Origin of the sequence: Confluentibacter citreus (genome assembly GCF_002807055.1) — a bacterium.
Lineage (GTDB): Bacteria > Bacteroidota > Bacteroidia > Flavobacteriales > Flavobacteriaceae > Confluentibacter > Confluentibacter citreus.
Genome location: NZ_NIXN01000003.1, coordinates 200,872 through 226,988 on the forward strand (window position 1 = coordinate 200,872; position 26,117 = coordinate 226,988).

The 26,117-nt window shown below is 34.0% G+C and carries 27 protein-coding genes; 10 read left to right on the plus strand and 17 right to left on the minus strand.

Translation table 11 applies throughout. The annotated features are described in order from the left end of the window. Positions 1-9 precede the first annotated feature (9 nt). The gene (locus CDH49_RS08505) at positions 10-1,107 is read left to right on the plus strand and encodes a glycoside hydrolase family 43 protein (protein WP_100615080.1); all 1,098 of its coding nucleotides are present in this window, start codon (positions 10-12) and stop codon (positions 1,105-1,107) included. Here CDH49_RS08505 and CDH49_RS08510 read toward each other — a convergent pair whose 3' ends face one another. The 7 genes from CDH49_RS08510 to nusB form a co-directional block, all read right to left on the minus strand. Next, positions 1,108-1,989 (minus strand): alpha/beta fold hydrolase, encoded by an 882-nt coding sequence (locus CDH49_RS08510; RefSeq protein WP_204524810.1) that lies wholly within the window; start codon positions 1,987-1,989, stop codon positions 1,108-1,110. 163 nt (positions 1,990-2,152) lie between these two features. Beyond that, positions 2,153-2,923 carry a glutamate 5-kinase gene (gene proB / locus CDH49_RS08515; RefSeq protein ID WP_100615082.1) on the minus strand — a complete coding sequence of 257 codons (771 nt, stop codon included), beginning with the start codon at positions 2,921-2,923 and terminating at the stop codon, positions 2,153-2,155. 1 nt (position 2,924) lies between these two features. After that, complete coding sequence (gene proC, locus CDH49_RS08520; RefSeq protein ID WP_100615083.1) at positions 2,925-3,731, minus strand: pyrroline-5-carboxylate reductase; 807 nt, start codon at positions 3,729-3,731, stop codon at positions 2,925-2,927. 28 nt (positions 3,732-3,759) lie between these two features. Beyond that, positions 3,760-3,951, minus strand: coding sequence for a hypothetical protein (locus CDH49_RS08525; RefSeq protein WP_100615084.1), 192 nt, complete (start codon positions 3,949-3,951; stop codon positions 3,760-3,762). A 497-nt stretch (positions 3,952-4,448) separates the two neighbouring features. After that, complete coding sequence (yajC, locus tag CDH49_RS08530; protein ID WP_100615085.1) at positions 4,449-4,733, minus strand: preprotein translocase subunit YajC; 285 nt, start codon at positions 4,731-4,733, stop codon at positions 4,449-4,451. Positions 4,734-4,745: 12 nt separating this feature from the next. Beyond that, complete coding sequence (locus CDH49_RS08535) at positions 4,746-5,306, minus strand: DUF1573 domain-containing protein (protein ID WP_100615086.1); 561 nt, start codon at positions 5,304-5,306, stop codon at positions 4,746-4,748. Positions 5,307-5,392: 86 nt separating this feature from the next. After that, positions 5,393-6,304, minus strand: a complete 912-nt coding sequence (gene nusB, locus CDH49_RS08540) for a transcription antitermination factor NusB (RefSeq protein WP_100615241.1) — start codon at positions 6,302-6,304, stop codon at positions 5,393-5,395. Positions 6,305-6,541: 237 nt separating this feature from the next. On the opposite strand from nusB, the gene CDH49_RS08545 reads away from it, so the two are divergent. Then, positions 6,542-8,299, plus strand: a complete 1,758-nt coding sequence (locus CDH49_RS08545; RefSeq protein WP_100615087.1) for an ABC transporter ATP-binding protein — start codon at positions 6,542-6,544, stop codon at positions 8,297-8,299. A gap of 154 nt (positions 8,300-8,453) precedes the next feature. Then, positions 8,454-8,840: a PUR family DNA/RNA-binding protein gene (locus CDH49_RS08550; protein WP_100615088.1), complete on the plus strand. Its 387-nt coding sequence runs from the start codon at positions 8,454-8,456 to the stop codon at positions 8,838-8,840. A gap of 425 nt (positions 8,841-9,265) precedes the next feature. Here CDH49_RS08550 and CDH49_RS08555 read toward each other — a convergent pair whose 3' ends face one another. Continuing rightward, positions 9,266-9,601 (minus strand): tRNA-binding protein, encoded by a 336-nt coding sequence (locus tag CDH49_RS08555; protein WP_100615089.1) that lies wholly within the window; start codon positions 9,599-9,601, stop codon positions 9,266-9,268. A gap of 111 nt (positions 9,602-9,712) precedes the next feature. Here CDH49_RS08555 and CDH49_RS08560 point away from each other — a divergent pair, with 111 nt between their 5' ends. Then, on the plus strand, positions 9,713-10,276 hold the full coding sequence (locus tag CDH49_RS08560) for a thioredoxin family protein (protein ID WP_100615090.1): 564 nt from the start codon (positions 9,713-9,715) through the stop codon (positions 10,274-10,276). Here CDH49_RS08560 and CDH49_RS08565 read toward each other — a convergent pair. From CDH49_RS08565 to recQ, 4 genes are all read right to left on the minus strand, one after another. Then, positions 10,271-10,753 carry a GNAT family N-acetyltransferase gene (locus CDH49_RS08565; protein WP_100615091.1) on the minus strand — a complete coding sequence of 161 codons (483 nt, stop codon included), beginning with the start codon at positions 10,751-10,753 and terminating at the stop codon, positions 10,271-10,273. The two genes, CDH49_RS08560 and CDH49_RS08565, sit on opposite strands and share 6 nt — an antisense overlap. Before the next feature lie 9 nt (positions 10,754-10,762). Next, positions 10,763-11,308: a YfiT family bacillithiol transferase gene (locus CDH49_RS08570; protein WP_100615092.1), complete on the minus strand. Its 546-nt coding sequence runs from the start codon at positions 11,306-11,308 to the stop codon at positions 10,763-10,765. 64 nt (positions 11,309-11,372) lie between these two features. Next, complete coding sequence (locus CDH49_RS08575; RefSeq protein ID WP_100615093.1) at positions 11,373-12,305, minus strand: peptidylprolyl isomerase; 933 nt, start codon at positions 12,303-12,305, stop codon at positions 11,373-11,375. Positions 12,306-12,516: 211 nt separating this feature from the next. Then, positions 12,517-14,721 (minus strand): DNA helicase RecQ, encoded by a 2,205-nt coding sequence (recQ, locus tag CDH49_RS08580; protein WP_100615094.1) that lies wholly within the window; start codon positions 14,719-14,721, stop codon positions 12,517-12,519. A gap of 233 nt (positions 14,722-14,954) precedes the next feature. Between recQ and CDH49_RS08585 the strand changes: the two genes are divergently transcribed. The 4 genes from CDH49_RS08585 to lptB all read left to right on the plus strand — a co-directional run bounded on the left by CDH49_RS08585 (position 14,955) and on the right by lptB (position 17,846). Beyond that, entirely contained in the window at positions 14,955-15,872 is a 918-nt protein-coding gene (locus CDH49_RS08585) for a KpsF/GutQ family sugar-phosphate isomerase (protein WP_100615242.1), read from the plus strand. Then, on the plus strand, positions 15,872-16,696 hold the full coding sequence (gene tatC, locus CDH49_RS08590) for a twin-arginine translocase subunit TatC (protein WP_100615095.1): 825 nt from the start codon (positions 15,872-15,874) through the stop codon (positions 16,694-16,696). The genes CDH49_RS08585 and tatC overlap by 1 nt, the downstream gene beginning before the upstream one ends. 1 nt (position 16,697) lies before the next feature. After that, entirely contained in the window at positions 16,698-17,042 is a 345-nt protein-coding gene (locus tag CDH49_RS08595; protein WP_394344563.1) for a carboxymuconolactone decarboxylase family protein, read from the plus strand. A gap of 63 nt (positions 17,043-17,105) precedes the next feature. Next, positions 17,106-17,846, plus strand: a complete 741-nt coding sequence (gene lptB / locus CDH49_RS08600; RefSeq protein ID WP_100615096.1) for an LPS export ABC transporter ATP-binding protein — start codon at positions 17,106-17,108, stop codon at positions 17,844-17,846. Positions 17,847-18,072: 226 nt separating this feature from the next. On the opposite strand, the gene CDH49_RS08605 is transcribed toward lptB, so the two are convergent. Continuing rightward, positions 18,073-18,948 (minus strand): DUF808 domain-containing protein, encoded by an 876-nt coding sequence (locus CDH49_RS08605; protein WP_100615097.1) that lies wholly within the window; start codon positions 18,946-18,948, stop codon positions 18,073-18,075. Between the two features lie 45 nt (positions 18,949-18,993). Continuing rightward, complete coding sequence (locus CDH49_RS08610; RefSeq protein ID WP_100615098.1) at positions 18,994-19,731, minus strand: CDP-alcohol phosphatidyltransferase family protein; 738 nt, start codon at positions 19,729-19,731, stop codon at positions 18,994-18,996. Between the two features lie 127 nt (positions 19,732-19,858). Between CDH49_RS08610 and CDH49_RS08615 the strand changes: the two genes are divergently transcribed. Together CDH49_RS08615 and CDH49_RS08620 are read left to right on the plus strand one after the other, a co-directional pair. Next, positions 19,859-20,929, plus strand: coding sequence for a putative type IX sorting system protein PorV2 (locus tag CDH49_RS08615; RefSeq protein ID WP_394344564.1), 1,071 nt, complete (start codon positions 19,859-19,861; stop codon positions 20,927-20,929). Then, a complete protein-coding gene (locus CDH49_RS08620; protein WP_100615100.1) occupies positions 20,929-22,149 on the plus strand; it encodes a lipoprotein N-acyltransferase Lnb domain-containing protein in 1,221 nt (406 codons plus the stop codon). The genes CDH49_RS08615 and CDH49_RS08620 overlap by 1 nt, the downstream gene beginning before the upstream one ends. On the opposite strand, the gene CDH49_RS08625 is transcribed toward CDH49_RS08620, so the two are convergent. The 3 genes from CDH49_RS08625 to CDH49_RS08635 are packed head-to-tail and all read right to left on the minus strand — an operon-like array spanning position 22,136 to position 26,007. Next, on the minus strand, positions 22,136-23,527 hold the full coding sequence (locus tag CDH49_RS08625) for a sugar transferase (protein ID WP_100615101.1): 1,392 nt from the start codon (positions 23,525-23,527) through the stop codon (positions 22,136-22,138). The genes CDH49_RS08620 and CDH49_RS08625 overlap by 14 nt on opposite strands. 57 nt (positions 23,528-23,584) lie before the next feature. After that, complete coding sequence (locus CDH49_RS08630; protein ID WP_100615102.1) at positions 23,585-24,595, minus strand: glycosyltransferase family 4 protein; 1,011 nt, start codon at positions 24,593-24,595, stop codon at positions 23,585-23,587. A 23-nt stretch (positions 24,596-24,618) separates the two neighbouring features. Then, the gene (locus CDH49_RS08635) at positions 24,619-26,007 is read right to left on the minus strand and encodes an O-antigen ligase family protein (protein ID WP_100615103.1); all 1,389 of its coding nucleotides are present in this window, start codon (positions 26,005-26,007) and stop codon (positions 24,619-24,621) included. Between the last annotated feature and the right edge of the window lie 110 nt (positions 26,008-26,117).

A 26,117-nucleotide genomic window follows, 5' to 3' on the forward strand; every position in this document is an offset into this window, starting at 1 on the left:
CAATTAGAAATGAATAATAAATTTTGTCAGGTAATCCTAGTTGTATTAGGGCTAGTTATCGTGAAAACTGGATATTCGCAAGACACCACAACAGCAACGGCTCCAACAGGTATTGAAATAGTAGCACAACTTGAAAAACCTAAAAATGACCAAAAGTTTGATGAAAAAGATTTGGGAGGTTATTTGTTGGTATACTTCAAGGACCAGAATCAATCTGCTTATATGGCCATAAGTAGCGATGGTTACACATTTACTGATATTAATAATGGTAATCCTATATTTATTGGCTCTGAGTTGGCAGAACAAAAAGGTGTACGTGACCCTCATATTACCCGTGGCCCCGATGGTGCTTTTTATTTAGCGATGACCGACTTACACATTTTTGGTAAGCGAGCAGGATTTCGTGAGACTGATTGGGAACGACCTCTTGAAAAATATGGTTGGGGAAACAACCGTGCGCTTGTGTTGATGAAGTCATACGACTTGATACATTGGACTCATTCTGATTTTCGTGTTGATACAGCATTTCCTGAACTAGGAGATATCGATTGCTCATGGGCTCCTCAAACCATATATGATCCTGAGAAGAAAAAAATGATGGTATATTTTACGATTCGTTACAACAATAAGGATGCGAACATTTACTATTCTTATACAAATGATGCGTTCACGAAGTTGGAAACAACACCAAAACTTGTAACCGCTATTGGAGGTATTGATGCAGATATTACAAAAGTGGGAGACAAATATCAAATGTTTTATGTTGCGGGTGCCAAAATTAAGCACGCAGTTTCCGATAAAATAAACCAAGATTTTACAGGACAAGACAAAAGAATTGATCCAGAAGAAGTTAATACAGAAGCACCTAACGTTTTTAAAAGAATTGGTACGGACACCTATGTCCTGATGTATGATGTGTATGGTTTAAGACCAAGCAACATGGGTTTTAGCGAAACCAAAGATTTTGTTACCTATCAGGATATTGGTCATTTTAATAAAGGCGTTATGAAAACAACCAATTTTACAAGTCCGAAGCATGGTGCTGTTACTTACCTCACCAAACAAGAACTAAAGGCTATTGCTGATCATTGGAAGATTGATAATTGATTAAGACATTCTTTCAGTCCCATTGATTTTTTCAAAATTAATACCTTCTATACCAGTTAAGAAATCATGAAGGTATTTGTTGAAGTCATCTGGTTGTTCCAAGTTGGATACATGACCCGCATTGTCAATAACATGAAGTATGGATCCTTCGATAGAAGTATGCATAGATTCCGATTGGACAAGGGGTGTTACTTCATCTTCCCTACCACAAAGAATGAGGGTTGGTATGTTAATCTCTTTCAAAGTGGAGCAAGTTTCCGAACGTTCAGCCAAGGCTATCAATCCCTGCTTAATAATATGTTCCGAATTGGAAAATACAACATGTCTTAATTCCTCAACCAATTCCTTCTTATTTGCTATGGAATCTTTATGGAACACTTTTTTAATAAATCCTTCGTTAAAATTAGATACGCCTTCATTTTCAATTTCATTAATAGCGGTATAGCGTTTTTCTTTTACTTCAGCAGTATCTGCAATACATTGCGTATCGCATAAAATGAGCGCATCAAAACGATCAGGAAATCTTTTCATGGCATTCAGGGCTACAAATCCTCCCATAGATAATCCACAAACAATTGCTTTTTCAATACTTAACTTATCCATAAACTGAATTAAATCATCAGCAAACAAATCCATACTTAGAGCAGATTCCTCATCCGTTGATTTTCCAAATCCTCTGATATCACAAGCGATTAAACGATAGGAAGATTTTAAAAAATCTAATTGACCTTGCCACATGGTTTTGTCAAAAGGAAAACCATGCAAAAAGATAATCGGGATGCTTCCTTCTCCTACATCATCATAAGATAATTGAAAGTCATTTACGGGTATGGTTAAATTGTATCCTTTAGTTTGTGTTTCCATGATAAATATATATGCCATTAGGTTTTTGCAAATCCTAAATCTTTATAGACAAACTTACCTAATGATTTTCGGGGATGCTTTATATGATTAGAGATAAAAATTACATAGTTCACGGTTTGCGTAATCATACCGAATCGTTGCTTTTTCAAAACCTACCTTATCACAAAACCTATAACCTCAACTAAAGAGCTACTTTGGTTCCTACACATTTACCATCTATAATATCAATAATGGTATTCTCTTTTTTACCATTGGCAATAAAGGTAGGTATGCCTTTGGCTGCGGCCTGCTGGGCATAATCTAACTTTGAACCCATGCCACCTCGACCTTCTTCCTCGTTTTTATTACTGTCATTAATATATTTGTCTAAATTCTCATCGGGCACGATGTTGGATATAACTCTACTATCTTCAGCATCTGGATGGCCATCGTAAACGCCATCTATATCTGTTAGAATAATTAATTTATCAACTTTCATAAGTTGGGCAATTAAACTTGCCAGCTCGTCATTATCAGAAAACATGGACATGGTAACAGACACAGCATCATCTTCATTCGCTATAGGAAAAACACCTTCTGATAACAAACCTTCACAGCAATTAATCATATTTTGGCGGTGCAAACCAGGACTAAAATCCCGTTTTGTAGGGAGTACCTGTGCACATTTTAAACCATAATCGTGAAAAATATCATAATAAAGCCGCATCATTCTGGGTTGACCAATGGCCGAATACACTTGCCTACGCTGTGTTCTATCTTTAATTTTAGATTTCCCCAATACTTCTTTTCCCGCTATAACAGAGCCAGAAGACACTAATATGGTCATGATGTTTCTTTCATACAGTTCAGCAATTTGCCTTACCAAATTTCTTAACACGGGTCTAACAATTCTATTATCATTGTTGGTCATAACGTTGGTTCCAACTTTAATGACGATTCTTTCTTTATACATATTAATTCTCTTTACCTAGTTCTATTGCGCGATTAAAGGCTGCAAATGCGGCTTCCTTTATTAATTCTTTTACGTTATTATCATCCATGGAGTCTAATGCAGCTCTTGTGGTGCCACCTTTTGATGCCACCATATCCATCCACGAATTTGGTGATAAGTTGGACTGATTAAAAAGTTCGACCGCACCTATAAAGGTTTGACTTACTAAAACCGTTGAATCATTTTTAGAAAACCCCATTTGTAAAGCGGCTTCCATCATGCTTTGCATAAAATAAAACACATACGCAGGTCCGCTCCCAGAAATCCCAGTAGAGGCATCTATTAAAGTTTCACTGCTTACCTGAATGGATTTACCTGTCGTATTTAACAAACTTTCAATAGTTAACATTTCTATTCTCGATACTTCAGGCGATATCACAAAAGAGGTTAGCCCCATACCTATTTTAGCTGGTAAATTTGGCATGGCCCTTACTATTTTTGTTAAACCCGAAAACTCCTTTATAGACGCTATAGTAACTCCCGCCATAATGGAAATGATTATTTGTCCGGAGTTTACCAATGGTTTTATGGCTTTAAACAAGCTTTCGGCATGAAAGGGCTTTACTGCTATAAAAATAATATCTGCTTGCGGCACACAATCTTTCAACTCACTAAACGCATCAAAGTGCGATAGTTGATGAAGTTCTTCCAATTTCTTTTCAGAGGTATCCAAAACCATGATGTTTTTTTTCTTTAACAGCCTTGATTTAGACATTCCTTCCGCATATGTTAAACCCATGTTTCCGGCACCTATTACTAATATTCTCATCTTATTATTTTATTTGTTTTTAATATGATTAGATAAACAATGAACAATCGTTACAATCTTTAACTTCTCCGTAATAGGTTTCCCTATATGTATGCAAGGTTTTAACAGGCAAACCGAACATGTATTTTTTAATATAAGTGACTTTTGTATTTAATTGTCCCATTTTTATACTGTATCTTTTTTCGTGTATTGTTTTTCTCTTTACTTGAATGATTTTCATTTGTATTGTGTTTAATGATGATTAAATCGTTAATCTCATATTCATGTTTATTGATTCAAAGCCATTGTTATTAAACAGGACTATGTTACTTTGAATAGGCATCATAGGTTTTAATAGTCATGAAATTTGATATATGTTTCTAATTAATATTAGAAAATACTAAGGATTATATTTAAAAAAGGATTGGGTTAGCACCAATAATAATGTGCTTGATACAACAAAAAAGAAGCATGGCAATCTTTTATAGTGTTGTTAAGATTCTAATGAAGGAGGAATGAATTTATTGGATTGGGTTCTAAAAACCAGAAATTTAAAGCTCAGTATTCTGTAATTCTTATTTTCTCGAATGCCTTTTTGCATGCTGCAAAGTTACAAAAACGAACAACCAATTACAAGGAAAGTCTTATAAGATGCCTATTATACTTTAAAGGTAACGCGCCAAAACAAGACAGGCTTCCAAAATTGGAAGCCTGTCTTGTTGGTTTTCTGTATCATTATTATACAGGTTCTTTTTTTACTTTTTCAGTCATTTCCATGGATATTGAAGAGCGTTCAAACTTCACCTTTCCAGACATGGTTTCAACAATACATGTACCATCTTTGTCGTTAAACTCTAATATTTTGCCATGCAAACCACTTTTGGTGACTACTTTGTCACCTTTTTTAAGCTCTGCATTAAACTTTTTTTCTTTTTTTGCACGTTTCATTTGTGGTGCAATCATAAAGAAATACACTACTACAAACATTAGTATAAACGGCATAAATTGCCCAATTCCTTCCATATTTTTATTTAATTAATCGTGGTTATGGCCTTCGTGACCTGGTTGAGTACTATACTTAACTTGTTGTTGTTGTCCAGAAGTCATCAATGGTGTAGCTGTATTTGTAGATGTTGATACTGCTGCATTTGGGTTAGGTTTTACGAAAGCCGTTATACTTACCGTCTCTATTCCTTTTTCCGTATTTGCTGTTACCGTAATGGTTTTGGTTATTTTATTGGAGCCACTGCCATTAAAATTAACGGTAAATTGACCACTTTCTCCTTTAGCTAATGGTTCTCTAGACCAATCTTGAGGTACCGTACAGCCACATGAGCTTTTAATATCTGTTATTACAAGCGGGGCATCTCCTGTATTTTTGTATTTAAAAACAGTTTCAACTTGTTGGTTGGCTTCAATTTCACCAAAATCATGTGTAGTTTCATCAAATGAAATTATGGGGAATTTGCCTGAATTGGCATCTCGTTCTGCCGCCACAGCAACGTTGGCTTCATCAATTTTTTTTGATGCATCTTCTTTGCATGACGTAAAAGCGACTAAGCTTAAAGCACTTAATGCTAAAATTATTTTTTTCATAATTAGGTAGTTTTTCAATTTATAGGTTTGTAAAAGTAACAATTATTTAGTGTATTTGAAATTTTTATAGGTTTCTTAACAGAAATCTATACCAAACCTCTTCCTATTTTATTTAATGTACCGGTTTCTTCATATTCCTTAACCAACTTATCCAAAATACCGTTGATAAACACGCTGCTCTTAGGCGTTGAGTATTCTTTAGCTATTTCTAAATATTCGTTTATGGTGACTTTAACAGGAATAGATGGGAAATTTTTAAGTTCACAAATAGCCATTTGCAATAATACAAAATCGACATTGGCAATACGGTCTGAATCCCAATTTTGGGTTTTCTGTTCAATCTCCTTATTTAGGGAGGTTTTGTTAAGGAGTGTCTTTTTAAATAAATCGATGGCAAATTGTTTATCTTCAGAATCCTTATATAGTTTAGGTATAAAATGAGTATCTGGATTGGTTGATTTCGCTTTCCTTAATAATTTTAAAATAGTGGTATTTATGGTTGGAAGATCGTCTAACCAAGTTAGGTTTTTGTCTTCAATATATTCGTAAAGCTTGTCGTTTGGTGCAATAACGTCTTTAAAAATATCTACAATAAACTCTTTATCCTCTTTAAAATCGGATGTCCTGGTTTGCAAATAAGTTTTGTATAAATCACTAGAAGTAATAGCTTTAAAAATAACATCCACGTATTCTGCATCTAAACTCCAATAAGTTATATTATGGGTTTCCAGTTGGTTTTTAAGCTGTAGATTTTCTTTGAGCTGAAGTAATAGCTCATTATTTACAAATTTCCTATTCGGATTTTTGTCTTCATGCGTTGCTAAATGTTTTTTTTGCTTTTTCTGTAAATCTTCTTCTGCCCTTTTTTGCACTTCAATAAGCAGTGATATTAATAACAAATATAGATTATACATATTATCTATACTGAAAAGCAAGAATTTTTGGTTTGGACTAAAATCATCGCTTTCACCACCTTTGAAGGCGTAAATGGTTTGCATAACTTTTACTCGAATATGTCTTCTATTCAGCATATTTACAAAGAACTTGAATTAAAAAAAGATGAATCATTTTTTCTTTTGAACGGCAAAAATAATACTATTTTAAAAAAAACAACTTCTATTTTACGTTTATTATTGGTAATACTTTAGGGTATATTTAACATTTAGCTATTGTGTGCAAAATGAATTTATTAGTATAAACATGTATCTTTGTTCCCTTATTAGTGAAGCCACCACATGAAAGAACTTAAGCATCTTAACAAATACTTTTTAAAATATAAAAAAGATCTTTTAATTGGCATTGTTATTACCATAGTTGCTAGAATTTTTTTGCTTTATACCCCAAGGTATGTAAAACGCATCTTTGAAGTTGTTGAAAAATATAATGCTGGCCTAAACACTGGCGACAGAACGATTCAAGGCGAACTTGCCGAAATCATCCTTTACATTATTGGTGCTGCCATCATCGCTGGTATTCTTACTTTTTTTATGCGCCAAACCATTATTAATGTATCACGTTACATTGAATACGATTTAAAGAATGAGGTGTATGACCATTATCAAAAACTGTCGTTAAATTTTTATAAAAAAAATAGAACTGGTGATTTAATGAACAGAATTAGTGAAGACGTTGGGCGTGTACGTATGTATGCAGGGCCCGCCATCATGTATAGCATTAATACCGTTGCTCTTTTTGTAATTGCCATTGCTTATATGTTTAATGAAGCGCCAGTACTCACCGTATATACCATTTTGCCCTTGCCCATTTTATCCTATGCCATTTATAAACTAAGTAAGGAAATCCACAAACGCAGCACCATCGTTCAAGAATATTTATCAAAACTGTCATCATTCGCCCAAGAAACATTTAGTGGCATTTCGGTCATAAAAGCTTACAGTTTAGAAGCTCAAACATCGGCTAATTTTGATGAACTTTCCACCACCAATAAAGAAAAACAAATACATCTGGTTAGTATTGAAGCCTTATTTTTCCCCATGATGATTCTACTTATTGGCGTTAGTAACCTACTTGTTATTTACATAGGTGGCAAACAATATATAAGTGGTGAGATTGAAAGCATTGGCACGATTGCAGAGTTTATTATTTACGTAAACATGCTTACATGGCCTGTGGCTACTGTTGGTTGGGTGACTTCCATTGTGCAACAAGCAGAAGCTTCGCAGAAACGTATTAATGAATTTCTAACTATTGAACCAGAGATAAAAAACACGGTTATGAACCGCACTGAAGTGACAGGAAATATAACGTTCAACAATGTATTTTTCACTTATGATGATACCAATATTCAAGCCTTAAAAGGCATTAGTTTCACACTAAAAGCGGGAGAAACTTTAGCTATAATAGGTAAAACGGGTTCTGGAAAATCTACCATATTGGAGTTGATAGGTAGGCTTTATGATATTGACAAAGGCTCTATCCTTATAGATGGCATTGAAATCAACCAGCACAATCTGGAAGATTTAAGAAATAGTATTGGCTATGTCCCACAAGATGCTTTTCTGTTTTCTGATACTATAAAAAACAATATCAAGTTTGGAAAAGAAAATGCCACGGATACGGATGTTATAGAAGCTGCAAAAAAAGCACATGTTCATAAAAACATTGTTAAATTCAATCATGGCTATGACACCATTTTAGGCGAACGTGGCATCACACTTTCTGGCGGACAAAAACAACGGATTTCTATTGCTAGAGCTATTATAAAATCACCAAAAATTTTATTGTTTGATGATTGCTTGTCGGCCGTGGATACCGAAACCGAAGAAAAAATATTAAAAAACTTGTATCAAATAACTTCAGATAAAACGACCATTTTAGTGAGCCATAGAGTATCTTCCACAAAAAATGCCAATAAAATTATTGTTTTGGACGATGGCAAAATAGTTCAGGAAGGCACGCATGAAACACTTATAAATGTTGATGGGTACTACAAACACCTCTATTTAAAGCAACTTAGTGAAACCCACGTCTAGACAAAATCATTTTACTCATGATTTCTTAATTTTATTGATTTATAATTAATTAATACTGTGCTTCTTAAAAAGAAAGCATACAATTTGTTGGTTAGTATATATTTTTTTTAGATTTTTGATAGAAATAATGAAAATACTATAAAATTCGATAACTATGGATTCAAATGACATGATGGAGAAAGAGGAGATTTTTTCTAAAGTATTAAGAGCAGGAAGACGCACCTACTTTTTTGATGTAAGAGCAACAAAAGCTGATGATTATTATCTTACCATTACTGAAAGCAAAAAATTCACTAATGATGATGGTTCTTTCCATTATAAAAAACATAAAATATATATTTACAAAGAAGACTTTAATGAGTTTAAAGATATATTATCTGAAATGACCAGCTATATTATTGATGAAAAAGGCGATGAAGTCATTAGCGAGCGTCACCAAAAGGATTTCAAAAAAGAAAATGATACAGATGAAGAAGATAGCATTGAAACATCTGGGAAATCTGTAGAAAGTTTTACTGACATTGATTTTGAGGATATATAAATCTGAAACAAAAAACCACAAACCGCTCTCGTTAGCGGTTTTTTTATGCCATAAATACATCATTATAACTCGATGAACTCCTTTTTATAACTTAGACTAAAGGTTATACGCTCCCTATTTACTTTCATGTAGTTTTCAAATTGACCAGCTAAACCTTAACGACTTTATTACCAGACTATTCTATTTATAAGTAAAACCTAATTGTTCTCTATCGCTCTAATTATTAACTCAATCGATTCGAAAACATGGAACTACAAAAATCTTTTCTTATTTTTATAGAATCATTCTGAGGGGTGCTATTATTTATAATAGCTGAGAGTATACCCAATTGACTAGTTAAGTAATCTTAACCAAGGAAAGAATGATTTCAAAGGGAACTTAGAATGTGAAAGACCATTTTTGTTCCCTTTGTTGTTTTATGAATTTTAGCTTACCGTGCTTCCATTTGCAACTTTTATTTCTGGATTTAAAAGCACAACATCTTTTCCATTTACGGCACCAAGCACCAAACACTCACTCATAAATTTGGCGATTTGCTTTTTAGGGAAATTAACAATGGCAACAATTTGCCTATTTAGTAAATCTTCCTTTTTATACAAAGTTGTTATTTGAGCAGACGATTTTTTAATCCCTAATTGCCCAAAATCAATCGTTAATTGGTAAGCAGGATTTTTGGCTTCAGGAAAATCATTCACTTCAACAATGGTTCCCACACGTAAATCTATTTTAGTAAAATCTTCAAAAGTAATTATATCATTCATCCGTTCAAATTAACATATTTTCAATGGTCATATACAAGCCTATTTAAAATGTTTTAGGCATTTCATTTTTTAAAAATACAAATTATCCCGAACTTTGAAAAAACGTTTATTATGGCAAATACGCCTTCAAATATGCTGCCTTTAGGGACTTTGGCCCCTGGTTTCAATTTGTTAGATACAGTAAGTGATACCCATTTGAGTTTACAAAATCTAAAAGGTGAACGTGGAACAGTTATTATGTTCATCTGCAACCACTGTCCCTTTGTACTTCATATAAACCATCAATTGGTTAAAACAGCCCTCGATTATTCAAAAAAAGGGATATCCTTTATAGCGATTTCAAGTAATGATGTTATTAACTATCCGCAAGATGGCCCTGATAAGATGAAGGTTCACGCCAAAAATGAACACTATCCATTTCCTTATTTATATGATGAAAGTCAAAATGTCGCCAAAGCCTATGATGCGGCCTGCACGCCAGACATCTATCTTTTTAATGGGGATTTAAAATTAGTTTACAGAGGGCAAATAGACGATTCCAGACCTGGAAATGGCATTGCTGTTACAGGACACAATTTGCGACATGCCTTAGATTGTTTGCTTGAAAATAAAGAAAATACCAGATTACAAAAACCAAGTATCGGCTGCAATATTAAGTGGAAAGTGCCGTCATAGTATCAATTCCCAAAAACCTACGTCGAGCCATTTATTAAACTTAAATCCAACTTCCTTAAAGTGTGCCACTTGTTTAAAACCGAGTTTTTCATGCAGCCGCACGCTGGCATCATTTGGTAAGGTGAGTCCACCAATAATGGCATGGTAGTTTTGGTCCTTTAATGTTTTCAAAAGTTCTATATACAATGCACTTCCTATCTGCCTTCCTTGTACATCATGCTTTAAATAAATCGTGGTTTCAACAGTATGTTTATAAGCTGGTTTTTGCCTAAACATATTGGCATAAGCATAACCCAAAATATGATGATCTTCTTCAAAAACAATAAAAGGATACTGACTGGATATGGTTTCTATACGCTCTTTAAAATCCTGTTCAGAAAAAGGAATTTGATCAAAAGTAACAATGGAATTAAGCACATAATAGTTGTAAATATCAACTATTTGTTTGGCATCGTGTATGTTTACATTTCTTATCATATTTTACAGTTACAACCAATTGTTTCGTTTCAAGAGATTTTCGATATGTGTGTAATGATGGTTGCTATGCCAAGCATAAAGACCAATATTTCGCTTTAAAGAAACCTCATTTTTAGTTTCTGGATGTATAAAGCATTTGTTTAAATCTTCATCAGATAATCTTTTCAATAAATAAACCAATTTAAAATGAATGGCTTTTAAATGTTGTAAAGACATCTCTATGGGTGCGGATTTAGAATCTATTAATGCTGCCCATTTATCTTCGTAATACGCTTTAATAAGAGGTTTATCTTCTGTTAAAGCCCATTTAAAACGCGTGTAACTATGATGGTGGCTATCGGACAGATGATGAACGGTTTGCCTAACAGTCCAACCGCCTGGCCTATAAGGTGTATCTAATTGTTCCTCTGATATTTTTTTTACCAGACGCTCTAATTTTTCAGGAAAGTACTCTAATATTGAAATACAATTATCAATATATTCTTGTGTTACATTCTCTGGGAAAATAAATTTACCAATTGGATATTTTAATGTTTCTAGTTCATTGTTTGTCATATATAAATATAAAAAAAGCACTTAATATATAAGTGCTTAGAATAGTATTTAAAAAAAAGATTTTTTACTTAACAGAGACCAATTCAACATCAAAAATCAGGGTTGCATTGGGTGGAATAACGCCGCCTGCGCCTGCGCTTCCATAAGCCAAATCGCTTGGTATTACAAAACGGGCTTTATCGCCCACTTTAAGTAATCCAACACCTTCATCCCAACCTGGAATCACTTGGCCAACTCCTAAAGCAAAATCGATAGGTTCATTGCGTTTATATGAAGAGTCGAACACCGTTCCGTCCGCTAATTGCCCTTTATAATGAACGGATACTTTTTTACCTTTTTCGGCTTTTGCACCATCTCCTTTTTGAATGATTTGATAACGTAACCCGCTAGATGTTTTACTAAAACCAGCCGCTAATTTCTCCAATTCTGCTTCAGATTTCGCTTTCTCTGCTGCTATTTTTTTTTGTCTGGAACCTTCAAAAGTTCTAAAAGCTTCAACCGCATTAAAGGCATCAGCTTCCGCTCCTACTCTAACTATTTCTAAACTGTCAATAACATCCCCTTGTGCAATCGCATCAACAACATCTTGACCAGATACTACTTTACCAAAAACGGTGTGTTTACCATTCAACCAAGCTGTTTCTATATGTGTAATGAAAAATTGGCTCCCATTTGTGCCAGGACCTGCATTTGCCATGGACAAAACTCCTGGTCCATCATGTTTTAAGTCTGGGTGAAACTCGTCATCAAATTTGTAACCTGGCCCACCAGCACCAGACCCTTGTGGACATCCACCTTGAATCATAAAATCTGGAATAACTCTGTGGAATTTCAATCCATCATAATAAGGTTTTCCTTGTGGTTTTACTTTGTTTTCTAAATTTCCTTCAGCTAAAGCAACAAAGTTACCAACCGTTCCTGGTGTTTTTTTATATTCTAAGGCAACAAGTATGTCTCCTTTAGTCGTGTTGAATTTTGCGTATAAACCGTCTTTCATGGTATTCGTTTTTAATGAAGCGCAAAGATAACAAGGATTTACGAATTAAGATTTACGATTTATGATTTTTTGTGGCAGAAGAAAACGGCATAGTAAAGACCAATGACTGAAGACCGATAACTGAAGAAAGAAATATAAAGTCAAAAACTTTTAACTTTTAACTTTTAACTTTTAACTTTTAACTTTTAACTTTTAACTTTTAACTTAAAAATTAATTAGCTACTTCACTTATAAACTTGATTCTATAAAGGCGAAGCTCATCATCATCATATTCGCCATCAAATTCTTTAATGGCAACATCAATGGCATCTGATTGTGATTCCATAAAATAATCATGAATTTCTTCTTGTTGGTCTTCATCCAGAATATCATCAATCCAATACGTAATATTCAATTTGGTACCAGAATAGACAATGGCTTCCATTTCTTTAATGAACTCTTGCATAGACATACCTTTAGATGAAGCAATATCATTAAGCGGTAATTTTCTATCTATATTTTGAATGATGAATAATTTGTTGGCAGAATTGCTTCCGGTTGATTTCACAACCAAATCGTCCGGTCTTAAAATATCATTTTCTTCAACATATTTAGCAATAAGTTCCACAAAGTCTTTCCCGTACTTTTTAGCTTTTCCATCACCTACACCGTGTACATTTGCTAATTCGGTTAAATTTATGGGATATTTTAATGCCATATCTTCTAACGAAGGGTCTTGGAAAATAACAAAAGGTGGTACGCCTAATTTTTTGGCATTCTTTTTACGTAAATCCTTAAGCATGCCCATTAAAACCTCATCAGCCGAAAGTCCGACCGTTTTTGCCGACGTTACAATACTTCCATCTTCTTGTTCACCATCAAAAATATGGTCTTCGGTCATCATAAAGGATTCAGGTTTTTTAATAAATGCTTTCCCTTTCTCGTTTAGTTTAATAACACCGTAAGTTTCTATATCTTTTTTTAGATAACCCGCAACCAATAATTGCCTAAGCAATGCCATCCAATATTTATTGTCTTTATGATTTCCTTTACCAAAAAAGGGCTGCTCGTCTGTTTTATGGGATTTAATAAGGGCATTTTCTTTCCCAATAACAACATTAACCAAGTCTTTAGACTTGTATTTTTCATTGGTCTTTTTGATAGTTTCCAAAATAAACTTAGCATCGTCTTGAGCTTCATGTTGCTTTTTGGGGTGACGGACATTATCGTCCATATCCCCGCCTTCACCAGTTTCATTATCAAATTCTTCACCAAAATAATGAAGGATAAACTTTCTTCTGGAAATGGATGTTTCTGCAAAAGCAACCACTTCTTGTAACAAGGCCTGACCTATTTCTTGTTCCGCGACTGGTTTTCCCGACATGAATTTTTCCAACTTTTCAATGTCCTTATAGGAATAATAAGCCAAACAATGACCTTCTCCACCATCACGACCAGCTCTACCCGTTTCTTGATAATAACTTTCTATACTTTTTGGAATATCATGATGGATTACAAAACGAACATCTGGTTTGTCAATACCCATTCCAAAAGCGATGGTTGCCACTACGACATCAACATCTTCCATTAGAAATTTATCTTGATGGCTTGTTCGTGTCTTTGCATCTAACCCAGCATGATAAGGCACGGCTTTAATACCGTTAACTTGAAGCACCTGCGCTAATTCTTCAACACGCTTTCTGCTTAAACAATATATAATCCCTGATTTGCCGGAATTTTGTTTTATAAAACGTATAATATCAGCATCTACATTTTTTGTTTTTGGGCGTACTTCATAATACAAATTAGGTCTGTTAAATGACGCTTTAAATGTTTTTGCATTAGGAATCCCAAGATTTTTTAAGACATCTTCCTGAACTTTAGGCGTTGCTGTGGCTGTTAAACCAATAATAGGAATGTTATCTCCTATTCTGCCAATAATTTGTTTTAAGTTTCTATATTCTGGTCTAAAATCGTGTCCCCATTCACTAATACAATGTGCTTCGTCAACAGCCATGAAAGACACTTTTACCGAACGTAAAAAATCCACATTTTCATCTTTTGTCAACGATTCTGGGGCCACATATAATAATTTGGTAATACCATTTTTTATGTCCTCCTTAACACGCTTTACTTCGGTTTTGTTAAGTGACGAATTTAATACGTGCGCAATGCCTTCTTCGTTTGAAATGCCTCTTATGGCATCCACTTGATTTTTCATCAAGGCAATTAACGGTGATACTACAATAGCTGTCCCTTCCTGCATCAATGCCGGCAACTGATAGCAAAGCGACTTGCCACCTCCTGTTGGCATGATAACAAATGTATTATTCCCTGACAATATGCTTTCAATAACGGCTTCTTGAAGACCCTTAAATTTACCAAAGCCAAAATATTTTTTTAATGCAGCTTGCAAATCACTTTTTGTTATTAACATGAACGGTATAAAAACTTAATTTAAATAAAAACACAAATCGAATAATTAATTTAATTGTGTGTTGAGAGAACCCTCATTTTTTCGTTAGTTTTGTAACGATTATCAAAATTAAGATAAAACCTAATCTGATTATCATTAAAGATAATAAAATCTTTAAAAGCATCAATCAAAATAAATAATAAATTTTGAAAAACATAAATTCTATTATTGCTACTGCTATACAGACTATTAACATGGAAGGGGATGCTATATTGAATCTTTCCAATCTTATTGATGATGAGTTTGCTGAGGCTGTACAACACATTTATAACTCAAAAGGCCGTCTTATTATAACAGGTGTTGGTAAAAGCGCCATTATTGCCAATAAAATTGTAGCAACGCTCAATTCCACAGGAACGCCTTCGGTTTTTATGCATGCCGCCGATGCTATACATGGTGATTTAGGGCTTATCCTTAAAGACGATATTGTGGTTTGTATTTCCAAAAGTGGTAATACGGCCGAAATTAAAGTACTTATTCCACTGATTAAAAGTGCCAAAAATAAAATAATTGCCATAACCGGACGTAAAGATTCCTTTTTAGGTGAACAGGCTGATTATGTTCTGAATTCTTATGTAGAAAAAGAAGCGTGTCCTAACAATTTAGCACCTACCACAAGTACTACCGCTCAATTGGTAATAGGCGATGCCCTTGCGATTTGCTTATTGGAACTGCGTGGATTTTCCAGTAATGATTTTGCAAAATACCATCCTGGCGGTGCTTTGGGCAAACGATTATATTTAAGAGTTGAAGACATATCATCCGTAAATTTGAAGCCTAAGGTTTTTAAAGAAACTGGCATGAAAGATATCATTATTGAAATGACAGAAAAAATGCTCGGTGTCACTGCGGTTGTTGAAAACGATGAAATTATTGGGATTATAACGGATGGTGATTTACGACGTATGCTAAGTAAGGTTGATGATTTTTTAGCGCTAACAGCTCTAGATATTATGAGTAAAAATCCAAAACGTATACAGGCCAATGCTATGGCTTTGGAAGCTAAAGAAGTTATGGAAGTTTATGGCATTTCACAGTTACTTGTTGAAGATCATGGCAAATATGCAGGTGTAGTGCACTTACACGATTTAATAAAAGAAGGTATTATATAATGGCAAAAAAAAACATAAACGAGATGTCGTTTCTAGATCATCTCGAAGATTTAAGATGGCATTTAATAAGAATTGTTATTGCTGTGGTGGTTACGGCTACTGCTGCTTTTTTCGCAAAGGGATTCATTTTTGATTTTCTGATTTTTGGCCCTTCAAAAACTGATTTTTACACTTATAAAATATTATGTGATTTATCTCAATATTTTGGCATGAACACTAGTTTTTGTTATGAAGAATTACCCTTTCGAATACAAAGTAGAACCATGTCTGGTCAGTTTTCCGCACATATTTGGGTTTCTATAACTGCAGGTTTTGTTATTGCTTTTCCTTATGTACTTTACGAACTATGGCGATTTATAAGCCCTGCACTGCATGAAAACGAACGTAAACATTCCCGAGGTTTTATAATTGTAGCCTCTGGTCTGTTTTTTACAGGCGTTTTATTTGGATATTATATTGTTTGCCCGTTATCCATTAATTTCTTGGGATCCTACCAAGTTAGTACGCAAGTTCATAATGATTTTGACTTAGACAGTTATATAAGCCTAGTAAGATCTTCCGTTATAGCAGCTGGTTTGGTATTTGAACTTCCCATTCTTATTTACTTTTTAACAAAAATAGGATTGGTAACTCCTGAGTTTTTAAAAAAATACAGGAAATATGCCTTAATAATTGTATTGGTTTTATCTGCCATCATCACCCCTCCAGATATTGCCAGTCAAATTATTGTTGCCATACCTATTCTCATTTTATATGAAGTGAGTATCTACATATCAAAAATTGTCATTAGAAATCAAAAAAGAAGAGAAAAGAAACTTGCCTAATATGATTAATGAATTCAATGAGTATCGTTCTAAAATGAATGATAAAATTCTAGCAGATAATAATAAGGTTATTAAACGCATTTTTAATTTAGATACCAATGCGTATACCGAAGGCGCATTAGATGTAAAAACCAAAGAGCTCTTAGGATTGGTGGCTTCGGCTGTTTTACGTTGCGACGATTGCGTGAAATATCATTTAGAAACCAGTTATAAATTAGGGCTGACCAAAAATGAAGTAGTAGAGGCCTTGAGTATCGCCACATTGGTTGGTGGCACTATTGTGATTCCACATTTAAGGCGTGCCTACGAGTTTTGGGATGCTTTAGAAGACCAGGACAAAAACTAAATTAATTTACCTCCGCCAAAATAGTTATATGTTTTTGCTATTTTTAGCGTTTACAATACAGATATGATTTTAAGAGCTGACAATTTAATGAAGTCCTATGGCGGACGAAAAGTAGTGAAGTCTGTTTCCTTGGAAGTAAACCAAGGAGAAATAGTTGGATTGTTAGGACCTAATGGTGCTGGTAAAACCACGTCTTTTTACATGATTGTGGGTTTGATAAAACCCAATGGAGGCACTATTTATTTAGATGACAAGGAAATCACGAAATATCCCATGTACAAACGTGCCCAAAATGGGATTGGGTATTTAGCACAAGAAGCCTCTGTTTTTAGAAAATTAAGTATTGAAGATAATATATTAAGCGTGTTGCAACTCACAAAACTTACTAAGCAACAGCAACATGATAAAATGGAATCCTTAATTGAGGAATTTGGTTTAGGACATATCCGTAAAAGTAGAGGCGATTTATTGTCTGGTGGTGAACGTCGTCGTACCGAAATTGCACGTGCTTTGGCAACCGACCCCAGTTTTATTTTACTGGACGAACCTTTTGCTGGCGTAGACCCCGTGGCCGTTGAAGACATCCAACGTATTGTGGCACAGTTAACCAAAAAAAATATAGGCATTTTAATTACAGACCACAACGTACAAGAAACACTCGCCATAACAGATAGAACCTATTTAATGTTTGAGGGCAGCATCTTAAAAGCGGGTGTGCCAGAAGAATTGGCCAATGATGAAATGGTGCGTAAAGTGTATTTGGGTCAGAATTTTGAACTTCGCAAAAAGAAGATACGGGAGTAGATAAGCGTTATTTTTATTTTGTCATTCCTGCGTAGGCAGGAATAAACTAATTAAAAGTCCATCGTTTAAGTAAACCAATATAACCTTCAGTTCCTAGAATTTAATTAATGTAAACTAAGGCCTGCCAGATTATAAATCTTAATTTATTTGCTACAAATCACAACAATTAGCACGAATCAATTTGTGTGAATTTGTGTAATTCGTGGCTAATTTTTTAGAACCTGGATTAATGCTTATCCTTTTTAAAAACCACCTTAAAACCCTTAACCACCAAAAAAGCCGCAAACCCAATCAATAACCCAACAGCAAATTCCTGAAGTATGGCTGGCAAAACATCTAGAAAATGATGTAAAAACTCAATATTATGAACAAAAATGCCACCAGCTACCAATATCAATGCGATGGTACCAATCACGGACAAACTCTTAATCACCCATGGAAGCGCATTAACCAAAAACGTACCAACAGTCTTTGAAATACCCTTTTTATCACCGCTTCTTTTTATAAGTCTTAGACCCAAATCATCCATCCTAACAATAAGCGCTACAATACCATAAACCCCAACAGTGGCGATTATGGCAACAATGGAAACCACCAATATTTGAAATAAAAGATCTTTTCCTATGACCGTTCCCAAGGCGATAATGACAATCTCTACCGATAAAATAAAATCGGTTAAGATTGCCGATTTTATTTTATTCTTCTCTATTTTCAAAACTTCCTCTTCAGAAGGTTCGCTTAAAATAATAACGTCATTGGAATGTTTATGTGGCACAAAAAATTCATACACTTTTTCAACCCCTTCAAAAGCTAAATAAATGGCCCCTAAAACTAAAAGTATCGTTATGGCAGGAGGCAAAAAAGCACTCAACAAAAAAGCCACAGGTAAAATGATTAGTTTATTAAGAAAAGAGCCTTTTGTAATGGCCCACAATACAGGAATTTCACGAGAGGCAACAAATCCGGTGGCTTTTTCGGCATTAACCGCTAAATCATCCCCTAAAATGCCAGCTGTCTTTTTTGTTGTAATCTTACTCATGACCACAACATCATCCATAAGCGCTCCAATATCGTCTAATAATGCGAAAAAACCTGATGCCATATATTATGTTTGTTTTTAAAGGGATTAACCTATAAGTCTAAAAATTTACTTTGAAGTTACATTATCCAAAAGCGACATGGCAATGTAAGTTAATATTATAATAGGTATGGCTGCAAATTGTAAAACGATTATAAATAAAGCACACAGAAAAATAAAAACATATCTGGTCGCATTGGTTTTAAAACGCCAATCCTTAAACTTTAAGGCAAATAATTTAATACCAGAATTCAACATATAACAACTCACCAATGTTATAATTATTAAAAACCATTTATTCAGAATAATGGTATTCAGATAATCACTATTCTGAAACTCCATAATTAATGGCAATGAGATAATAAACAACGCATTTGCTGGCGTTGGCAATCCTTTAAAATAGGTTTGTTGATCTTCATCTAAATTAAACTTAGCCAGTCTGTAAGCCGAAGCCAATGTAATGAACAAGCCCAGCAGAGGTAGTACATTGATATGGGAAAGATTAAAATTGGAATAATCAATCTCGGAATGCCCCCAAGCATTATCAGATAAAGCAAACAATTTATACATGATGAGTCCTGGCACCAATCCGCAGGTAACCATGTCTGCCAATGAGTCCAATTGTAAGCCCAATTCACTTTGAACGTTCAATTTTCTAGCAGCTAAGCCATCAAAAAAATCAAAGAAAATACCCAAGAACACAAATAATGAAGCAATAACAAAATCATCATTTAAAACAAATATGACGGCAATACTTCCGCAGAACAAATTCAACAACGTCAACGCATTTGGTATATACTTTTTCATGTTATGTATTTCTTTGATGTAAAAATAGCAAAGAATTTACGTCTAAAACAACAATCCAACAATAAGTGTTGTTATTTCAAGTTTATTAGCTGACAAATTATATGCATCTTTGTAAAAAAATTTGCGATTGAGAACATCCTTAACCACCATATTCTTTATTGCTTCATTAAATATCTTCTGCCAAACCGTTAGAAAATATTCCAACGAGTTTATGAATATTGGCGTTGATGCTGCTGCTTTGGGTATGAGCAGCGCGGTTACGTCTCATTCTGCTGATGTAAATTCAGGTTATTGGAACCCAGCAGGTTTATTGAATTTGGAAGACAATCAACTAGCACTGATGCACTCCAGCTATTTTGCCAATATTGCCAATTATGATTATGCTGCTTTTGCGATGCCTTTAGACGACCAAAGCGCGATGGGGATTTCTTTAATTAGGTTTGCAGTTGATGATATTTTAAATACCACTCAACTTATTGATGAACAAGGCAATATAAATTACGACAGGATTAGTTTGTTTTCTACGGCCGATTACGGACTAACGTTTTCGTATGCCAGGGAACTCCCTGTGCAAGGACTCAATTATGGCGTAAATGCCAAAGTGATTAGACGTATTATTGGCGATTTCGCTTCGTCTTGGGGTTTTGGATTGGATTTGGGTGTACAATTTAAAACACAAAATAATTGGAAATTTGGAGTCATGGCAAGGGATATTACAACCACTTTTAATGCTTGGAGCATTGATGAAACCGAATTTGCAAAAATACAAAATGCAGTTGCGGGTCAAAATCAAGAATTGCCCGAAACTACCGAAATCACCATTCCTAAATTACAACTAGGTATCTCAAAATTATTCGATTTTAATTATGATTATACGCTATTAACAGCCGTTAATTTGAATGTACGCTTTGAACAAAATAACGATATTATTTCATCGTCGGTGGCCAGTATCAACCCTGCATTTGGATTTGAATTTGGTTATGTAGATATGGTGTATTTGCGTGGAGGGGTTGGAAATTTTCAAAATGAACTTCAAATTGATAATACCGAGCAATTAAGTTTTCAGCCTAGTTTTGGTGTTGGATTTAAATACAATGGCGTGCAGATAGATTATGCATTTACGGATATTGGCGACCAAAGTGTGGCGTTATATTCCAATGTGTTTTCATTAAAACTTGATTTTAATATTTTTAGATAATGAAAAAAGCACTCTTTATTCTATTCGTTTTTCTATGTGTTATGATAACACATGGGCAACAACATATGTTGTCTGACCAAGCTGAAATCAGCATACTTACTATTGGCCCAGGAGCTTCGCTAAATGATTCCTTTGGGCACAATGGGTTTAGGATAAAAGATATTGCTAAAGGCACAGACCTTGTTTTTAATTATGGTGTTTATGATTTTGAAGCTCCTAATTTTTATTTAAAATTTGCCCAAGGAAAACTCAATTATTTAATAGGATTCGATTATTATGAGGATTTTTTAAACAACTATATCTCTCAAAACAGGACCATCAACGAGCAGGTTTTAAATGTATCACAAAGCGAAAAACAAAAACTGTTTGATTATTTAATCCATAACTACCAACCCGAAAATAGAAGGTATTTATACGATTTCTTTTATGATAATTGCGCCACAAAAATCAAGGATGTCACCAACATTTCTTTAAACAATTCTATTCAATTTAATGAGCCTAAAGACTTTAAACAACAAACATTCAGGGAATTAATTCACAGTAATTTAAACAGGAATTCCTGGGGCTGTTTTGGCATCGATTTGGCATTGGGTTCTGTGATCGATAAAAAAGCAACGCCTGAACAACACATGTTTTTACCAAAATACATTCATGAATTTTTTGAAAATGCTACTATTAAAAGAACAGGAGAGCCTTTAGTAAAAGGGAGTAAGGTAATTTTTAAAAAAATAGATACACCAGAGTCAATAAATTTTTTCACAAGTCCGTTATTCATTTTTGGCATTATCGGATTGTTCATCCTTTTTATCACTTACAAAGATTTTAAAAACCAAAAACAAAGTGCTTGGTTAGATGTTACCTTGTTCAGTCTTACAGGTATTATTGGAATCGTAATTTTATTGCTTTGGTTTGCAACAGACCATAAAGCGACCCATCAAAATTATAATTTGCTTTGGGCTAGTGTACTTAATGTTTTCATGATTGGTCAATTGTTAAGAAAAAAAACAAGTGCTTGGTTTATTAAATACTTGAAGTTTTTGGTGATCCTCTTATGTTTATTAACTCTCCATTGGATCATTGGCGTACAAGTATTTGCCATAGGACTGATACCTTTTTTAATCGCTTTAGGTATTAGGTATTTATTTTTGATACGATTTTATAATTCAAAGTTCTTACTGCATACTGAGATTGCAAACTCCATGCAGATTACTGCCCCCTGAAGAAAATCATGGTACTTAGTGTTTTTATTAAAATATTTATATCTAAGAAAAAACTTCTATGCTTTATATAATACAAATCGTATTGTAATTTGAGCAAACTATCATCTACAGAAGACCCATATCTTGTATTAACTTGCGCCCAACCTGTAAGACCTGGTTTTACCATATGTCTGGTTTCATAAAAGGGCAAGGACTTTGATAATTCATTAACAAATTGTGGGCGTTCTGGTCTTGGTCCAATCAAACTCATATCGCCTTTTAAAATATTTAAAAATTGAGGGATTTCATCTAACCGCGTATTTCGCATAAATTTCCCGAATTTCGTAATTCTAGAATCATTTTTTTCAGACCAAACGGCACCATTCGTTTCGGCATTTCTAATCATGGTTCTAAATTTAATTATTTTAAAAATCTTTCCATTTTTACCGACCCGCTCTTGTATATAAAATAGAGGCCCATTATTGGCACAAGCATTCCCCAAAAGTATCATGGGCAATAATAATATTCCTCCTAAAATACCTATTACAGAAGTTATCATATTAAAGAGATGATTAAAAAACAAGTACATCTTATTTTGGTTACTTCTGCTAAATGGGAAATATTTATAAAAATCCTTACCAACAAATTGAACAGGGACACGTTGCGTCATTTCCTCATACACTTGGGTATATTCTTTTATGGAAAATCCGCTTTCAAGAAGTGTCATAAGATCTTTGTAGATCTCAGATGTTATGGTTTCAGAATTATAACTTGCAATAACAATTTCCGATATGTTTTCCTCTTTAATGACCTGAAGCATGTCACTGGGGTTGAACTCTTTTACATCTTTAAATGTTTTGTTTTTCGTGACATCAGTTTCACAATTAACAAACCCAACTATTTTATAATTGGGGTCAGAATCATTAAACGCTTCAATAATGGTTTTTATGTTTGAGGTTTCACCTACGATCAATACTTTTTTATAAAATCTGGGCGACACAATAAACGTGACATATGCAAATCGCCATATAAAAAGGGCCAAAATAATAGCCAAATAAAAATATACTATTTGCAACCTATTGTCGGGAAGTATAGGGGTGAAAAAGGGTGTTAAAAAATAGAAAAGAACTGTTACGGAGGCCGTTAATATAATATTGGCATACGTTGTTTCAAGTTTGCTTGACTTTTGTAAATCATAGAGTTCGAAGATGGTTCCAAAGATGGAAATGTATAAAATAAGGACGAAAACCCATATCCAATTTTCTTTGGTAATTGTTATGTAGTGAAATTTGAAAGTGCCACTTAAAAAATATAAAACAGCAAGTACAATTAGGATATCAAAAAGACGTAAAAGAACCTTTCGTTCTGAAATATTGAAATGAATACCTTTATGAGACATTTTGGGTTTGGTTGAGAGGCTATAAAGGTAGTAAGAAATTTCAATTAACTGAAAAAACTATCGTAAAAGTGACTGCCATTCCCGTTTAACGGTCTCCCAATCAAATTGTTCTGCCTTTTTCCTAGCATGCAAAGCCATCTGTTCAGTTTCATTAGGGTGCGAGACAACCCATTTTATCGCTTTTGCAAATTCATCACTATCATCTGGGTTTACTAATACCCCATCATGGCCATTTTCAATCAAAAAAGACATGCCACCCACATTTGTAGAAACAATGGGCAAGCCTAAAGCCATGGCCTCCATAACACTCACGGGCATATTATCAAAATTGGTCGTGTTTATAAAAATGTTATAATCTTCTGATAGATGAATCCATTCCTCCTTTGATAATTTCCCGGTGAATTTAACTTCAACTTGCAAGGTTTTAGCCAGGTTTTGTGCTTCTTTGAATGATCCGTCTCCTTCGGGACCAACCATACAAAGTGTCGCCTTATATCCTTCATCTTTTAACGCCTTTAATAATTTTATGGCCAACAACGGATTATATATTTTAGAAAAGGACCTTACCCATAGTAAATTAACAACTTCGTGATGCCTTTGTTTGAACGGGTAGTTTTTAATGTCAATGGCATTTGGAATGCAAATGACATTAGAATATCCCAACTTTTCAAACTCTGATTTAATATACAACGATGGTGATACATTTTTATAGGCATTACTAAATATGGCCGTGCTTAATTTGGGTTTACTTTTTAACCTATTTGGTAAATTACCTCCATGCAAGATTGGAATGTATTTTAACTTTAATATACGACATAATTGACTACACAAATAAGCATAATAAAAATTCTGGGTGCTATAAGTATCTATTAAAACGTAGTCTACCTTTTTGGCATATTTTAAAATAGCAAAAAGCATATTAAAAAGGCGCAACAATTTGTTCTTATTATTAGAAAACGCATAAACCGTATACCCTTCCATTCTTAAATTTTCACTTAAGGTTTCAATAGTAGTTTCGGTTTTACCTGTTTCAGACAAATTGTTTCCTATGTATAATATGTTTTTCATGGGCTTATGTATCTCTCTAAGTTTCAAAGTTTCAAAGCTTCTAAGTTTTCCTTTCTATTATCTATTGTCTTTCGTCTATTGTCTATTTTCTTACCCTCATAAGTAACATTCAACAAACAAAGCCCATAAATAAATGCCGGTGCTGCAATACGCATGGCAGAGTGATTGATGGTTAAAAACCAAAACAGATAAAAAGAATAAAAAAATAAATTTGATCTGTTGTTAAACCTAAAAACCAATGGCGTTATAAGCAATATTAAAAAGGCAAATACACCTAACAAACCATGCTCTGCAATAATACGGCTCATTTCGTTATGCGAGGCGGCCTCTACACCCGTTTCATCCTTTCGTAATTCCTTAATATTACCAACACCGATCCCTAAAAACGGATTATCCATAAATGCACCCAATTCATAAGTTAATAAATCGACACGCCCAGTAGTGATGTCTTCTTTTTCACGGCCTGCAGCATCTTGGTTAGCATAACGCATATCTAAAAAACCACTGGTTTGAATCGAACTTACGATCCAAACCAAACCCATCATCACTAAAAAAACCAATACCAAAAATTTGATTTTAAACTTGGTCTTAAAATTAACCTTAACATAATACAGGCCTAAAAAAAATAAAACCATAATCATGGCAGTGATCACACCACCTCTACTAAATGTTACAAGGGCCCTGAATCCAAATAGTCCCAATAAAAATAAATCAATAAGTCTATGAAAGATCAATTCTTTAGACATAAAAAACTTGGAGGCAGTAACGAAGATTCCAATTCCCAAAACAGTGGCTACTTGATTGGGTCCAAATCCACCAGAAGCTGCAAAATTTGAACCTGTACCAGTAATGACCTCCTGCAAATTGGGCGTATATAAAAACAAATAAGCGGTCATACTAACCAAAGGCAATAAAAAAGCTACTAAAATCAATTTCAACTGATTGAATCGTATGGTACGCTTATAACAATAAACAGCCGCTATACCTAAGCAAACAGGACCACTTAAATTAAAAGCCACCGCTCGCCTTATGTCCGATTCAAATCCCAACGAACTCACCGCTACATATATACCTGGTATTAATAGCAAAATATATAGTACATATATCAAAGCGTCATTAGTAAAACCATTAGTAAACAAACCCATGAGTATAAAAATAATCACTAAATACTTACAAGCTTCGTAGAAAAAAGTACCCCCATTCATTCTTAAAAAGACTTCAATTCCAACTATATAAGCACAGGCAACCAACACATAAAAAGTTTTATACTTTTTAGAAGTCATAAAAATCTTATAAGAAAAAAAAACACTTATAAATAAAAAATAAGCTAATGCCAAGGGCTTAAATAAAAAAATACCCATAGCCAAAAGGATATGAAAAATTAGAAGTTTATAATATAATGATAACTTCATATTTGATAAGTTTTGATGTATTTTGATTAACAGAAGATAATAACAATTCCTAAAACATCATACGACCTAAACTCATTATCTCCTTTAAATGGATATATAACAATTGTCAG